Source organism: Streptomyces sp. NBC_01622 (assembly GCF_045209635.1).
GTDB lineage: Bacteria > Actinomycetota > Actinomycetes > Streptomycetales > Streptomycetaceae > Streptomyces.
Genome location: NZ_CP109293.1, coordinates 9724358 through 9737524 on the forward strand (window position 1 = coordinate 9724358; position 13167 = coordinate 9737524).

A 13167-nucleotide genomic window follows, 5' to 3' on the forward strand; every position below is an offset into this window, starting at 1 on the left:
CCTCCACGGTCGCGTCCTGGTCGGCTGCGCCGTCAGGGTTTCACGGCCACCGCTCCGAACTGCGGTACCACGGCCGGGGAGTCGGCGTCCGGGCGCCACCGGGAGCACGGCACCAGACCGGGGTCGAGGAGGTCGAGGCCCTCGAAGAAGGCGGCGACGTCGGCGCGGCTGCGGGCGGTGATCGGGGGAGTGGCGTTCTCGTTCCAGAACGCCATCGCCGGGACGTTGCCCTCGCCGCCGAGGTCGGCGTCGAAGGTGGGGTGGGTGAGGACCAGGAAACTCCCGGAGGGGACCGAGGCCATGACACTGCGCACGACCTCCCGGGCCACCTCGGTGCCGAGGATGAAGTTCAGGATGCCCAGCATCATCACCGCGACGGGACGCTCGAAGTCCAGTGTGTCGGCGGCTCGTTGAACGATCGTCTCCGGGGCGTGCACATCGGCGTCGATGTAGTCGGTGACGCCCTCGGGGGTGCTGGTCAGCAGCGTGCGGGCGTGGATCAGCACCAGCGGGTCGTTGTCGACGTACACGATCCGCGCGTCCGGTGCGACGCGCTGGGCGATCTCGTGGGTGTTGTCGACCGTCGGCAGTCCGGTGCCGATGTCGAGGAACTGCCGTACTCCGAGCTCACCGGCCAGGAACCGCACCGCCCGGCCGAGGAAGTCCCGGTCGGCGCGGGCCACTTCACGGATCACCGGGAACATGCCGGCCACGTGCTCGCCGACCCGCTGGTCGATCTCGTAGTTGTCCTTGCCGCCGATCCAGTAGTTCCACACGCGCGCGTTGTGCGCCACACCGGTGTTGAGCCGGGTCGGTTCCTCTGCCGGGGTGTCGCTGTCACTCACGTCTTGACTCCTTGTCGCCCGCGTCGCCGTCCCCGCCATTGTGCCGCGAGTTGATCACCGGGCCCAAGGGTTCGCGACGATCGGGCACATGTTCTTCGGGGACGGCGAACCGTCAGTCCAGGTTGCCGGGTTGGGCGGGCGGTGTCTTCCCGGCCAGTACGTCCTTCAGGTGCGAGGTGCCCTGCTGCACGGCGGCCTTGGTCGTGCCGGACTCCGTGCCGTTGAGGCCGCCGGACGTCACGGTGATCGCGTCGGTGCCGACCCGGACGACCGCCAACTCCAGGGTGAGCGTGGTGGGTTGGGCGGCGCCCGCGCTCGTGACGGTCACCTGGAGACCCTGCCGTGCGTCGCCCACGGCCGGCACCTCGTCCTCGATGACCTGGACCGTGCGCCGGCCGCCCTTGGAGTCGGTCGCGGTGAACTGGTCGCACTTCACCGGCAGCGTCTTCAGCCAGTTCAGGGAGGCGCCGAGCCGGGCACGGTCGTAGGCGGCGACCTGGTACAGCAGCCGGGACTCGCTCTGCTCGAACCCGGTCAGCGCGGACGCGCCGGACGGCCTGCCGAGGAGATCGTCGCCGTAGAGCGCGTCGAGCAGTTTCTGGCAGTCGGCGGCGTTCGTCTTGGCGGTGAGGAAGGCGCCGACGTCGACCTTGCCGATGACGAGCTTGTCGCCCCAGCCGGCGGCGTCCTTGACCTGCGTCCAGTTGTCCTCCAGGTCGGCCTCGGTGATCAACGCGGCCCTGGCTCCGGCCTCAGTGAGGACGGGGGCGGCGGACTTGCCGGTACGGGGCGAGGCGAGCGGGGACTTCGCGGCGAGCGGGGAGGCGGCGACGTCCGAGGCGCTGTCACCGCCCGCGCCACCGCTGCCGCCGGAGCAGGCCGCGCAGGTCAGCAGCGTGCCCGCCGCGAGGGCTGCGGCGAGGACGCGGACGGGGCGGGAGGACGGGCGACGGTGCATGGCGGGGCCTCCAGGGGGAGCGGCGGTCCCCCTCAGGGCACCATCGCGCCGCCCGGCCCTCCAGCGCAGGGGGCCGTTCGGGTGAGAGGCGTGGTGTCAGGGTGCGCTGTCCGGCGGCTGCTCCTGCGGCCCGGAGTGCCGGTGCGGCAGATGCAGATGGTGCTCATGCGGTGGATGGGGTTCGCGTTCCGCGCGGCGCGCCCGTTCGGCGAGCCCGGCCTCCAGCACATCCACCGTCCGCCCGCCGCACTTCGGGCAGACCGCGTCGGTGAGCGGCGACCTCATGGCCCTGCCCTCCTCGTCGACGTACTCCTGCGTGGTCAGGCCGGAGGCGTCGGTCGGATCGGTGAAGAACATGACCTGAAAGGTAGCCTCCCAGAAGTGGCCGCAGTCACCGCAGGTGAACGCGAAGGTCTCCGGAACGGCTCGGGGTTGCGCCGTCATGGCACGGTCCTCCCTCTGGTGGGGCGGGCGGTCGGAGCAGGCAGCAGTGCCCTCCAGCGCACAACGCCGCACGTCGTACGGCAACTCGAACGCCCCGTCCGGCATGCCCGCACCCGTCCCCGCCCCGACACTGGCCCCAGGCCCCGGCACCGTGACGCCAAGGAGTGACCATGCTGCCCGGATTCCTCACCAGGGCGGTCGAGTTGCTGCTCGGCCGGGAGGGCCGCTCCCTCCATCTGAAGGCGGCGGGCGCGGCGACGGCGGTCCTCGGCGTGGTGATGCTCGTCGGCTCGTGGGCCGTGGTCGCCGTCGAACACGGAGCCCGCGGCGCCAATCTGACGACATACCCGAGGGCCCTGTGGTGGTCGATCGAGACGGCGACGACGGTCGGGTACGGCGACTTCTATCCGGTCACCCTGTGGGGCCGCGTCGTCGGCTCGGTGGTGATGGTCGTCGGCATCACCACCTACGGCCTGGTCACCGCGGCCCTGGCCACCTGGTTCGTCGGCCGCGAACAGCGCCGCCGCCACCATCTCGCCCACGGAGCCAAGGAGTTGAGCGAGGAGACCGCCCGCGCCCTGCACGAACGCTTCGACCGGCTGGAGCGGTTGCTCGCCGGGAAGGGGGAGAACCCGTGACGGTACGCGGCCCGGTTTCTCCCCTCGGCTACTCGGCCAGCGGCAGCGCGCGGAAGGCGTAGCCCTCCCACAGCCGCCGTGAGGTCTCCTCGGGGTAGGCGGCGACCACGGGGTGGGCGTCCAGGATCTGCACCCACCGGTGCTCGGTGTCGTAGGCGGGCCAGCCCGGGTCGCCCGTTCGCGCGAACTCCGCCCACGACGACCGGAACCGGGACGACAGCGCCAGGGCCTCGGTGGACGGCTCGACGTCGGCGAACAGCAGATTTCCCAGGTCGGCGGTGAACGTGCCGAACAGCAGCGGGATGTCGAGGCCGTGGCAGGCGCCCAGTACACCGCCCAACCCCGGGGCCGGCCAGGTGAGTTCGTAGACGTGCGCGCGACCGCCCGCGCCGACCTGCGCCTCGGCCAGATGCAGACAGGGCATGCGGAACACCCGGTCGCAGCGGACGAGTTCGTCCAACTCGCCCGGCGAGGCACCGGGGAAGGCGGCGCGATAGGCCTGTTCGGTGTCGGGCCCCGGCCCGAACCGGCGCAGGCTCGCCACCGCGTCCTCCTCGGTGATCTTCCCGAGCTGTCCGCCGAGCGCGGTGAACAGACGGGTCTCGTCCCGGTTGTGACCGAGGATCAGCTCCACGTCCCGGGCCGCGCCGGCCGCGAGGCCCTCCCAGGGGGTGGTGGGCAGCACCTCGCCGTCCACGACCGGCGCGAAGGGCGTCAGCGTGTGGGCGACCGACCCCCACCGGGCCGCGTGCTGGTGCATCTTGTCGGTCAACGTCTCGCCCGCGACGGTCAGTTGACGCGGGTCCACGGTCGCGAGGTCGGCGGCCGTGGGGCGCAGCCCCGCCTCCCCGGCGATCGCGGACGCGATGTCCTTGGCCAGCGCGTCCGAAAAGTAGGAGTCCGGCGCACTCTGCACGATCGCCCGCCGGAACAGTCCGGACGCGCTCGGCATGACCAGCAGCGCGGCCACCGACCCGGCACCGGCCGACTCACCGAAGACCGTGACCTGCTCCGGGTCACCGCCGAACGCGGTGATGTTGTCCCGCACCCACTCCAGGGCGGCGACCTGGTCGAGCAGCCCCCGGTTGGCGGGCGCTCCGTCGATGCGCGCGAACCCCTCAATGCCGACACGGTAGTTGAGGCTCACGACCACGACGTCGCCGTCACGCGCGATGTGCTGGGCGTCGTAGCCGGGGCTGCCCGAGTGCCCCAGCTTGTAGGCCCCGCCGTAGATCCACACCATGACCGGGAGGCGGGCCGCCGGATCGGGTGCGGGTGTCCACACGTTGACGGTCAGCCAGTCGTCGCCCATCGGCCCCGTCAGCACGTTCCGGCGGCCCTGGAAGCCGGACTCCTGCGGGGGCGGCGGCCCGAAGTCGAGGGCGTCGCGCACGCCGTCCCAGGCGGGTACCGGGCGCGGTGCCTGGAAGCGGGCCTCTCCGACGGGCGGTTCGGCGAACGGGATGCCGCGGAAGACCGCGAGCCCGTCCTCCAGCCGTCCGCGCACCGCGCCGGCGGTGCACCGCACCACCGGCGCGGCGGCCGAACCGGCCTCTGTGCCACGGGAGTTGGGTGTTGTCATGAGGTACTCCTCGCTCTGTGCCGGGCAACGACGGGGCGGGTGGGAAAGCAGTGGGCGGTCACCGTCCCGTGAAACGCGGGACGGTGACCGCCGTGGTCCCGGTGGCCAGGATGCCCTACGCCTTGGCCTCGGAGACCTCCTCGGCGACGGCCGGTGCCGCGGCCGGCGCGTCGGTGGCCGGGATGCGCCGGGCCGGGATGAGGGTGGCGAGGAAGAAGGCCAGCAGCGCGGCGCCCGCACCGATCGCCATGACCGCCTTGAAGCCGTTCTCCGACGGAAGGGCGGAGCCGCCGAAGTCGGTGGTCATCTGGGCCAGGATCACACCGGCGATGGCGCTGGCGAAGCTGGTGCCCAGGGACCGCATCAGGGTGTTGAGGCTGTTGGCGGCACCGGTCTGGGACGGGTCGACCGCGCCCATGATCAGGGCGGGCAGGGCGCCGTAGGTGAAGCCGACACCGGCGCCGATGATGCAGGAGACCAGGATGAGGTGCCAGACCTCGGACATCAGCAGGATGTTCAGGGCGTAGCCGGAGGCCACGATCAGCGCGCCGATCATCAGGGTGACCTTGGGGCCCTTGGCCTTGGTGACGCCCGCCGACACCGCGGACATGGCCATCATGACCAGACCCTGCGGGGCCAGCACCAGGCCGACCGTCAGCATCGACTTGCCCAGGCCGTAGCCGGTCTGGGCGGGCAGCTGCAGCAGCTGGGGGAGTACCAGGGACATCGCGAACATCGAGAAACCGAGGGCGATCGAGGCCAGGTTGGTGAACAGCACCTGCGGCTTCGCGGTCGTCCGCAGGTCGACCAGCGGCTGCGGGCTGCGCAGCTCGTACCAGCCCCAGGAGAGCAGGATCACTACGGCGGCGACACCGAGCACCAGGGTGGTCGCGCTGGTCCAGCCCCAGTCGGAGCCCTTGGAGATCGCGAGCAGCAGGGAGACCAGTCCGGCGGACAGTCCGAGCGAGCCGACCAGGTCGAAGCGGCCCCCGGTGCGGACCTTGGACTCGGGCACGATCAGCAGGACCAGCAGGAAGGACACGGCGCCGAGGACGGCGGACGTCCAGAACAGGATGTGCCAGTTGTAGTGGTCGGCGATGAAGGCGGCCGAGGGCAGACCAAGGGCGCCGCCGACGCCGAGCGAGGCGCTCATCAGGGCGGTGGAGCCGGCCAGCCGGTCGCTGGGCAGGACGTCCCGCATGATGCTGATGCCGAGCGGGACGACCGCGGCGGCCAGCCCCTGCAGCGCGCGGCCGATGACCATCGGGACCAGCGAGTCGGCCAGGGCGCACACGATCGAGCCGGACACCAGCAGCACGATGCTGGTCAGCAGCATCCGGCGCTTGCCGAACATGTCGCCGAGCCGGCCCACGACCGGGGTGGCCACGGCGGCGGCCAGCAGGGTGGCGGTGACCGCCCACGCGGTGTTCGACGCGGAGGCGTTCAGGTACTTCGGCAGCTCCGGGATGATCGGGATGACCAGCGTCTGCATCAGCGAGACGACGATTCCCGCGAAGGCCAGCACCGCGACGACGGCGTTCGACCTCGGCGGAGCGGAGGAGCCCGCTTCGGCGGGTCGGGCAAGGGCGTCGGACATGGCGGAGCCTCCATCGGGAACGAGCGGCGACGATCAGGGACAAGCGGACTTGCTTGACTCACTCAACCATAATGAGATTGATTGAGTTACGCAAGTAAATTCTGGGTGTGGGCCGGTGAACGGGGGAGCAACGGCAGTTCGGTGACGACTTCGAACCCGCCTTCCGGGCGGTGCCCCACCGCGAACCGCCCGCCGACGGAGAGGGCCCGCTCCCGCATGCCGATGACGCCGTACCCGCCACCGGCGGCGGGGAAGGGGGGCGCTGCCGTACCTCCGTGGTCGGTGACCGTGATGCCCAGCCGGTCGTGCGAGTAGCTGAGCCGCACCTCGGCCGAGCCCGTTCCCGCGTGCTTGGTCACGTTGGTGAGCGCCTCCTGCACGATGCGGTACGCCGTGAGATCCGTACCGGCGGACAGCGGCTGCGGTCTGCCCTCCGTGCTGACGCTGACGACGAGCCCGACGGGTTCGAACGAGGCGGCCAGCTCGGCGAGTTGGCCCAGTCCGGGCGCAGGGCCCGAAGGAGTCTCCGAGTCGTCCGCGTGCCGCAAAAGGCCTACGGTGGCCTTGAGTTCGCGGACGGCCGACAGCGTGGTGCCCGCGAGTTCACCGGCGATCCGCTCGGCCTCCTCGGGGCGGCTGCGCATCAGCCGTACGACGGTGCCGGCTTGGAGGTTGGCCAGTACGAGGTGATGGGCGACGACGTCGTGCAGATCGCGGGCGATCCGCATGCGTTCCTCGGTGACACGGTGCCGGGCCTCCTGCTCGCGGGTGCGTTCCGCGTGCTCGGCGCGGGCCTGCACCGCTTCCAGACAGGCCGCGCGGAGCCGGGTCGTGGTGCCGAGCGAGGTGGGCGGCAGCAGCCAGAAGGCCGGGCCGAGCAGTTTCAGGATCAGCGGTTCGCTGTTGGGGCCCACGATCACGGCCGTGCCCACCAGCAGGGTGATGCCGGAGGCGGTGAAGAGGTTCGCGGTGGTCCGCTCGGAGCGCAGGGCCAGCGTGTACAGCGCGACCATGAGCGGCCCGATCGCCAGGACCGTGACGACGTAGCCGAGCGCGGCCACGGCCATGGCGCAGCAGAGGGTGACCACCACGGTGGTGCGCGGCAGGGTGCGTCGCCACAGCAGGGCGAGCGAGGAGAGACCCGAGACCAACACGCCCGGCCACCAAGGGACTTCGAGGTCACGGCCCGGGATCGTCAGCACGCTGCCGGGGAAGGCGCAGGCGAGGAGTACGGCGGCGAGGACCAGGTCGACGGTACGGGGATGGCGGCGCAGCACCCGCTGCAGGCGGTGGATCATGGTGTGGGGGCCTGTCCGAGGCGGCCGGGCGTGCGCCGGTGCCCGCCGGGGGCGGTGGGACCGGCGCGCCGTCCGCTGCTCGTCTACTCGTCTACTCGTCGAAGGTGACGACGATCTTCTCGGCCGCGCCCGGCGTCAGCGCGAGCTCGAAGGCGTGCTCGACCTCGCCGAAGGGCACCCGGTGACTGATCAGCTTGGCGAACCGCTCGTGGTGCTCGACGATCTCCTGGGTGACCTCGAAGATCTCGGTGGGGTAGCCCTGCGAGGCGATCAGCGTCAGCTCGCTGCGCAGCATGCCGCCGAGGTCGATGTCGGCGCCCTTCTTCTGTACGGCGACCATGACCAGCTTGGCGCCCCACTTCGCGGAGTCGACCGTGGTGTTGACGACGGCGGCGACACCGGCGGCGTCGATGTAGATGTCGGTGCCGGCGCGCGGCTGGCCGAGCGCGTTGGCGGCCTGCCCGTGCAACTCGGTCAGGCGTGAAGTCACGTCCTCCTCGGCGGAGTTGATGACGGCGTCCGCGCCGACCGCGAGCGCGGTCTCCAGGCGGGAGGCGATGACGTCGGCGACGACGACGTGCTCGACCCCGCGCAGCTTCAGCCAGATCGCCGCGCCGAGACCGATCGGCCCGGCACCGAAGATGACGACCTTGTCGCCGAGCTTCGCCCCGGAACGGTTCACGGCGTGCCGGGCCACCGCCATCGGCTCGTTGAGGGCGGCGACGTCGAAGGGCACGGCGTCGGGGAAGACGGTGACGCTCTTGCCGATCTCGCAGTCCTCCAGCAGGAGGTAGTCGCTCATGGCGCCGTGCTTGCCGCCGCAGCCGATGATCCCGGAGGGGGAGCCCTGCGGGTTGACGACCACCCGGTCCCCGGCCTTCAGACCCGTCACCTCGGCGCCGACCTCGACGATCTCGCCGGCCGGCTCGTGCCCGAGGGGGACCGGCACCATGGTGCCGCCCGCGCCGAACGGGCCGCCGCCGATGTGCAGGAAGAAGGTGTCGGTGCCGCAGATCCCGCAGGCGCGGATCTTCATGAGGGCGTCCTTGGGGCCGGGCACCGGACGCTCGACGTCCACCACGTCGATCTTGTCGACGGCACCGGTCTGTACGGACTTCATCATGGCCATGGGGGACTCGCTTTCGATGTGCGTGAGGGGTGTCACCGGCCCCGGCGGCGGACGGGGGAGTGCTCCGGCCGCCGGGTCCGGTGACTGCGCCGTACTCCGTCCCCACGGCGTACGGCGCGACGGGGACACCTCCGCTTCGGTGCCCCCCGCTCTGGACTTGCTTGAGTTAGGCAACCATAAATGCGTTACTTAAGTCAAGCAACCGTCTCGGATCTTGCTTAACTCAGGCAAGTACCTGTTACGGTGGGCGCATGTCCACACCGCCACCCGCAACAGCGCCCGTCCCGGCGGACGTAGTCGAGATCGAGCGGGTCCTGACCCGGATCGCCTATCTGGCCGGGCGGGCCCGGCAGCACGAGCGTCTGATGGCGATGGTCGGGCTGCCCCTGGACCGGGCCGCCGTGGCGATCCTGCGCTACATCGCCGAGAGCGAGCCGCTGCGCCCCGGGGTCCTGGCGGTCCGGATGTCGGTGGAGGCCTCCCATGTCACCCGCCAGCTACGGCAGTTGGAGCAACTCGGCCACGTGGTCCGCATCCCGGACCCCGACGACGGCCGCGCCCAGCGCATCCAGCTCACCGACAGCGGACTGGCCGCCGTCAACCGCATCCGGGACGTGAGCCGCCGGGGCATGGAGATGGCGCTGGCGGACTGGTCCTCGGAGGACCTGCGGCAACTCGCGGCGCTCTTCCACCGGTTGGTCGACGACTTCGTCACGCACGCGGAGGCGGCCGTGGACGTGTCCGTGGACGCCTCCGCCTGACCGTTCGGTGGATGTCCCGGGGCCGGCTCCCGGGCGCTTTGTCAGGCCTTGAAGCCGATTCCGCCGTACAGCGAGATCGGTCCCTCGCCGAGCGGTGTCTCGCCCTCCGCGAGTTCCGGGTGCCAGTCGGCCACGGACACGATCCCCGGTTCGATCGGCTCAAGTCCCTTGAAGAAACCGCTCACTTCGGTGTGAGAGCGGGCCACCAGGGTCACCCCGCCCGCCGCGTAGGCGGCGATGCCCCGCTCCACCTTCTCCCGCTCGAAGTCGGCGGTCATCGCGGACAGCACCAGACAACTGCCCGGCGCCAGCGCGCCGATCAGGGTGTCCACCAGCTCGTGGGCGCCGTCCTCGTCCGCGACGAAGTGCAGCAGGGCGATCAGCGAGAGGGCTATCGGCCGGTCGAAGTCCAGGACGCTGGCGGCCTGTTCGAGGATCGTGAGCGGTTCGCGGGCGTCGGCCTGGAGGTACTCCGTCGCACCCTCGGGCGTGCCGCGCAGCAGCGCCGCAGCGTGCGCGAGCACGATCGGGTCGTTGTCGACGTACACGATCCGCGCGTCCGGCGCGGTGGACTGGGCGATCTGGTGGAGGTTGGGCGCGGTCGGTATCCCGGTGCCGACGTCCAGGAACTGCCGGATGCCCGACTGCTGGACCAGCAGCCGCGTCGCCCGCTGCATGAACCAGCGGTTGGCCCGCGCGGTGCGGGGGGCGCCCGGGTCAAGTGCCGTGATGTGACGGCCCAGTTGCTCGTCGACCGGGTAGTTGTCCTTGCCGCCGAGGAACCAGTCGTACACCCGGGCCGGATGCGGCTTCGACGTGTCGATCCGCTGGACGGCGGGTCCTGTCCCGGTCACGCGAGGCTCCTCTGCTCGACTCTGTTCCACGACGACCCCGACGAGGTGTGCGAGCAGTTTGGCACGGTCATGCTGACCGCGTGCCGCCGGCCAACACGCCGTCCAGGAAACGGATCAGGTCCGCGAAGACCTCCGTCCGGTTCGTCTCGTGGAACACCTCGTGCCGGGCGCCCGGATACACGTGCTCGGTCAACTCGCCGCCGCTCAGCCGCTCGACGCCCACGCGACTGCCGGGGAGCGGGACGAGCCGGTCGTCGCCGCCGTGCAGCCAGAGCAGCGGCACCCGGCCGATACCGCCCGCGTCGGCGACCGTCGTCAGGGTGCGGGCGAAGGCCTCCAGCGTCGGCCGCTTCATCGGACCGTGCCAGACCAGCGGATCTGCGGCGTACTCCGCACCGACCTCCGGGTCTCGGGAGAGCGCGGCCGGGCTGATCGGGACGTCGGGGATCTCGTCGAGGGCGAGCAGTCGGCCCGGCAGCTCCCAGGCACCGATCACCGGCCCGGACAGCACCAGCGCGATGAGCTCGTCGCCGTGGCGCTGCGCGAAACGGGACGCGATCAGGCCGCCCATGGAGTGGCCGATCAGGACGAGGGGGACACCCGGGTACGTGGCGCGGGCCAGATCGGCGACGGAGTGCAGGTCCGTGACCACGTCCTCGAAGTCGCCGATCAGCACCCGCTCGCCGGCCGATCCGCCGTGACCCCGGTGGTCGGGCCCGAGGACGGCGGCGCCGTGCGCGACGAGTACGGCGGCCAGCCCGGCGTACCGGCCGATGTGTTCGCCGTAGCCGTGCGCCACGAGGGCGACGTACCGCGGGCGCTCGTGCGGCCACTCACGTGCGGTGATCGTGCTCCGGGTGCCGGGGAGGACATGCTCGCGGGTGTCGGCCACAGCCAGAAACTAGCATCGCCGGACGGACGTCATGGTCCGCCGATGCGCGGCAGTGGCAGGGGCCACCTGGCGAGACACTCCTTACGCGGGCAGATGTAAGGACATACGATCGGTCCTCGCATGAACACGATGACGCTCTGGCACATATCCGGCTGGGAATTCGCCGCGCTCGCCGCCGCGGCCCTGCTCGTCGGCTTCTCCAAGACCGCCGTGAGCGGGGCCAACACGGTCAGCCTGGCGATCTTCGCGGCCGTCCTGCCCGCCCGCGCCTCCACCGGCGTACTGCTCCCGATCCTGATCGTCGGAGACGTGCTCGCCGTCCTCACCTACCGGCGGCACGCCCACTGGCCCACCCTGTGGCGGCTGTTCCCGGCGGTCGCGGCGGGAGTCGTGATCGGGACCCTGTTCCTGGTGTGGGCCGACGACGCGGTCGTACGGACGTCGATCGGCGCGATCCTACTGCTCATGGCCGGTGTCACCCTGTGGCGCCGCCGCAAGGCGGAGGCCGACGACGAACCGGACTCGGTGGCCACCAGGTCCGGGCGGGTGAAGGCCCGCTCCTACGGGGTGCTCGGCGGTTTCACCACGATGGTCGCCAACGCCGGCGGCCCGGTCATGTCGATGTACCTGCTCTCCGCCGGCTTCCGGAAGCTCGGCTTCCTCGGCACATCGGCCTTCTTCTTCCTGATCGTCAACGTGACCAAGGTGCCCTTCAGCGTCGGGCTCGGCCTGATCGACGGCCACTCGCTGCTGCTCGACGCGGCACTGGCGGCGTTCGTCGTGCCCGGTGCGCTGATCGGCAAATGGGCCGTGAACCGCATCAACCAGCGACTGTTCGAGCAACTGGTGATCGCGGCGACGATCATCGGCGGCCTGCAACTGCTCCTGCGCTGACCTCCCGGCCCCGTGACCTCGTACGCTCGCCCCATGCCCCCGCACATCCTGATCCTCGGCGGCACCATCGAGGCACGAGAGCTGGCCGCCGAGCTGGCGGTACGGCATCCCGAGGTCCGGGTGACGACGTCGCTCGCCGGGCGGGTGTCGCGGCCCGGGGCGCTCGTCGGGGACGTACGGATCGGCGGGTTCGGCGGCGCCGAGGGGCTGGCCGAGTGGCTGCGCGAACACCGCGTGGACGCGGTCGTCGACGCCACGCACCCCTTCGCCGAGTCGATCACCGCGAACGCGGCGCGTGCCGCGACGGACACCGGGCTGCCCGTCGTGGTGCTGCGCAGGCCCGGCTGGCGGCCGGTCCCCGGAGACCGCTGGCACCCGGTCGCCTCACTGCCCGAGGCCGCCGACGCACTGCCCGCACTCGGGCGCCGCATCCTCCTCACCACCGGCCGCCTCGGCCTCGCCGCCTTCGCTCACCTGCCCCAACTGCACTTCGTCGTACGGTCGGTGGACCCGCCCGAGCCCCCGATGCCACCGGACGCCGTGGTACTGCTCGCACGCGGACCCTTCACCGTGGCCGGCGAGGCGGCGCTGCTCCGCGAGCACCGGATCGACGTGGTCGTGACGAAGGACAGCGGGGGAGCGGCGACGGCGGCCAAACTCACGGCCGCGCGGGAGGCCGGCGTCCCGGTGGTGGTCGTACGACGGCCGCCGCTGCCGGACGGGGTGAGCGCGGTGCCCGATGCTGCCGGGGTACTGGAGCGGCTGGGGCTCAGCCCGGGGCGATGACCGTGGCCCGGAGGCGGTCCACCGCGCGCAGCATCTCGTCCCGGTTCTTGGCGTTCTTCATCCAGGCCGGGAGCCGGGCGACCAGCGTCATCTTCTGCCCGGTGTCGTACCAGGGCGCGCGTTCGCGCAGGTCGGCGGCGACGAACCGCCTGATCAGGTCCAGGTGTTGGAGGTTGTACGCCCACAACTCTCCGTGTCTGGTCCCGGTCCGCAGCCACAGGGTCGGCCAGCGGCGGTCAGAGGGACCCGTGTTGATCCGGCACAGGCCGCAGGACCGGCAGACCAGGCGGGTGTGCGGATACCTCCTGCCGTTGGCGTCCGGCGGGGTGCACGGGCGCCGCTCGAAGTGGGCGGTCCGCTCGCAGCGCGGGCATCGCACCAGCGTCGACGACGCGAAGTCGGCGACCGTGGCGCGAGGGTCGTGGAAGCGCACGGGCGTCGGGGTCATGCCGTGAGTATGACCATGGCTCCGCTGGCCCGGCACCCGGT

At 71.4% G+C, this 13167-nt stretch carries 14 protein-coding genes; 4 read left to right on the plus strand and 10 right to left on the minus strand.

Annotated elements, in window-relative coordinates; all coding sequences use genetic code 11:
* Positions 1–32: 32 nt before the first annotated feature.
* The 3 genes from OH768_RS45155 to OH768_RS45165 all read right to left on the minus strand — a co-directional run bounded on the left by OH768_RS45155 (position 33) and on the right by OH768_RS45165 (position 2247).
* Positions 33–845, minus strand: coding sequence for an SAM-dependent methyltransferase (locus OH768_RS45155; protein ID WP_406462573.1), 813 nt, complete (start codon positions 843–845; stop codon positions 33–35).
* 112 nt (positions 846–957) lie between these two features.
* The gene (locus tag OH768_RS45160; RefSeq protein WP_406462575.1) at positions 958–1803 is read right to left on the minus strand and encodes a hypothetical protein; all 846 of its coding nucleotides are present in this window, start codon (positions 1801–1803) and stop codon (positions 958–960) included.
* Between the two features lie 96 nt (positions 1804–1899).
* Complete coding sequence (locus OH768_RS45165; RefSeq protein ID WP_406462577.1) at positions 1900–2247, minus strand: hypothetical protein; 348 nt, start codon at positions 2245–2247, stop codon at positions 1900–1902.
* Positions 2248–2417: 170 nt separating this feature from the next.
* On the opposite strand from OH768_RS45165, the gene OH768_RS45170 reads away from it, so the two are divergent.
* Positions 2418–2885: a potassium channel family protein gene (locus OH768_RS45170; protein ID WP_406462578.1), complete on the plus strand. Its 468-nt coding sequence runs from the start codon at positions 2418–2420 to the stop codon at positions 2883–2885.
* Positions 2886–2913: 28 nt separating this feature from the next.
* Here OH768_RS45170 and OH768_RS45175 read toward each other — a convergent pair whose 3' ends face one another.
* The 4 genes from OH768_RS45175 to OH768_RS45190 form a co-directional block, all read right to left on the minus strand.
* Positions 2914–4467, minus strand: a complete 1554-nt coding sequence (locus OH768_RS45175; RefSeq protein ID WP_406462580.1) for a carboxylesterase/lipase family protein — start codon at positions 4465–4467, stop codon at positions 2914–2916.
* Between the two features lie 115 nt (positions 4468–4582).
* On the minus strand, positions 4583–6064 hold the full coding sequence (locus OH768_RS45180; RefSeq protein ID WP_406462581.1) for an MFS transporter: 1482 nt from the start codon (positions 6062–6064) through the stop codon (positions 4583–4585).
* Between the two features lie 86 nt (positions 6065–6150).
* Positions 6151–7362, minus strand: a complete 1212-nt coding sequence (locus OH768_RS45185; RefSeq protein ID WP_406462583.1) for a sensor histidine kinase — start codon at positions 7360–7362, stop codon at positions 6151–6153.
* Positions 7363–7453: 91 nt separating this feature from the next.
* Positions 7454–8491 (minus strand): zinc-binding dehydrogenase, encoded by a 1038-nt coding sequence (locus OH768_RS45190; RefSeq protein ID WP_406462584.1) that lies wholly within the window; start codon positions 8489–8491, stop codon positions 7454–7456.
* A gap of 251 nt (positions 8492–8742) precedes the next feature.
* On the opposite strand from OH768_RS45190, the gene OH768_RS45195 reads away from it, so the two are divergent.
* The gene (locus OH768_RS45195) at positions 8743–9252 is read left to right on the plus strand and encodes a MarR family winged helix-turn-helix transcriptional regulator (RefSeq protein WP_406462586.1); all 510 of its coding nucleotides are present in this window, start codon (positions 8743–8745) and stop codon (positions 9250–9252) included.
* A gap of 41 nt (positions 9253–9293) precedes the next feature.
* On the opposite strand, the gene OH768_RS45200 is transcribed toward OH768_RS45195, so the two are convergent.
* Positions 9294–10106 carry an SAM-dependent methyltransferase gene (locus OH768_RS45200; RefSeq protein ID WP_406462588.1) on the minus strand — a complete coding sequence of 271 codons (813 nt, stop codon included), beginning with the start codon at positions 10104–10106 and terminating at the stop codon, positions 9294–9296.
* A gap of 67 nt (positions 10107–10173) precedes the next feature.
* Positions 10174–10998, minus strand: a complete 825-nt coding sequence (locus tag OH768_RS45205) for an alpha/beta hydrolase (RefSeq protein WP_406462589.1) — start codon at positions 10996–10998, stop codon at positions 10174–10176.
* A 120-nt stretch (positions 10999–11118) separates the two neighbouring features.
* Between OH768_RS45205 and OH768_RS45210 the strand changes: the two genes are divergently transcribed.
* Positions 11119–11892, plus strand: a complete 774-nt coding sequence (locus tag OH768_RS45210) for a sulfite exporter TauE/SafE family protein (protein ID WP_388110327.1) — start codon at positions 11119–11121, stop codon at positions 11890–11892.
* A gap of 33 nt (positions 11893–11925) precedes the next feature.
* Positions 11926–12678: a cobalt-precorrin-6A reductase gene (locus tag OH768_RS45215; RefSeq protein WP_406462591.1), complete on the plus strand. Its 753-nt coding sequence runs from the start codon at positions 11926–11928 to the stop codon at positions 12676–12678.
* Here OH768_RS45215 and OH768_RS45220 read toward each other — a convergent pair.
* Positions 12662–13126 carry a hypothetical protein gene (locus tag OH768_RS45220; RefSeq protein WP_406462593.1) on the minus strand — a complete coding sequence of 155 codons (465 nt, stop codon included), beginning with the start codon at positions 13124–13126 and terminating at the stop codon, positions 12662–12664. The two genes, OH768_RS45215 and OH768_RS45220, sit on opposite strands and share 17 nt — an antisense overlap.
* Positions 13127–13167 lie beyond the last annotated feature (41 nt).

Excerpts from the sequence above, each read along its gene's own strand:
- OH768_RS45220 (WP_406462593.1), bottom strand. The coding sequence starts at position 13,126 with ATGACCCCGACGCCCGTGCGCTTCCACGACCCTCGCGCCACGGTCGCC.
- OH768_RS45175 (WP_406462580.1), bottom strand. The coding sequence starts at position 4,467 with ATGACAACACCCAACTCCCGTGGCACAGAGGCCGGTTCGGCCGCCGCG.
- OH768_RS45195 (WP_406462586.1), top strand. The coding sequence starts at position 8,743 with ATGTCCACACCGCCACCCGCAACAGCGCCCGTCCCGGCGGACGTAGTC.
- OH768_RS45215 (WP_406462591.1), top strand. The coding sequence starts at position 11,926 with ATGCCCCCGCACATCCTGATCCTCGGCGGCACCATCGAGGCACGAGAG.
- OH768_RS45190 (WP_406462584.1), bottom strand. The coding sequence starts at position 8,491 with ATGGCCATGATGAAGTCCGTACAGACCGGTGCCGTCGACAAGATCGAC.
- OH768_RS45185 (WP_406462583.1), bottom strand. The coding sequence starts at position 7,362 with ATGATCCACCGCCTGCAGCGGGTGCTGCGCCGCCATCCCCGTACCGTC.
- OH768_RS45160 (WP_406462575.1), bottom strand. The coding sequence starts at position 1,803 with ATGCACCGTCGCCCGTCCTCCCGCCCCGTCCGCGTCCTCGCCGCAGCC.
- OH768_RS45180 (WP_406462581.1), bottom strand. The coding sequence starts at position 6,064 with ATGTCCGACGCCCTTGCCCGACCCGCCGAAGCGGGCTCCTCCGCTCCG.
- OH768_RS45170 (WP_406462578.1), top strand. The coding sequence starts at position 2,418 with ATGCTGCCCGGATTCCTCACCAGGGCGGTCGAGTTGCTGCTCGGCCGG.
- OH768_RS45165 (WP_406462577.1), bottom strand. The coding sequence starts at position 2,247 with ATGACGGCGCAACCCCGAGCCGTTCCGGAGACCTTCGCGTTCACCTGC.
- OH768_RS45210 (WP_388110327.1), top strand. The coding sequence starts at position 11,119 with ATGAACACGATGACGCTCTGGCACATATCCGGCTGGGAATTCGCCGCG.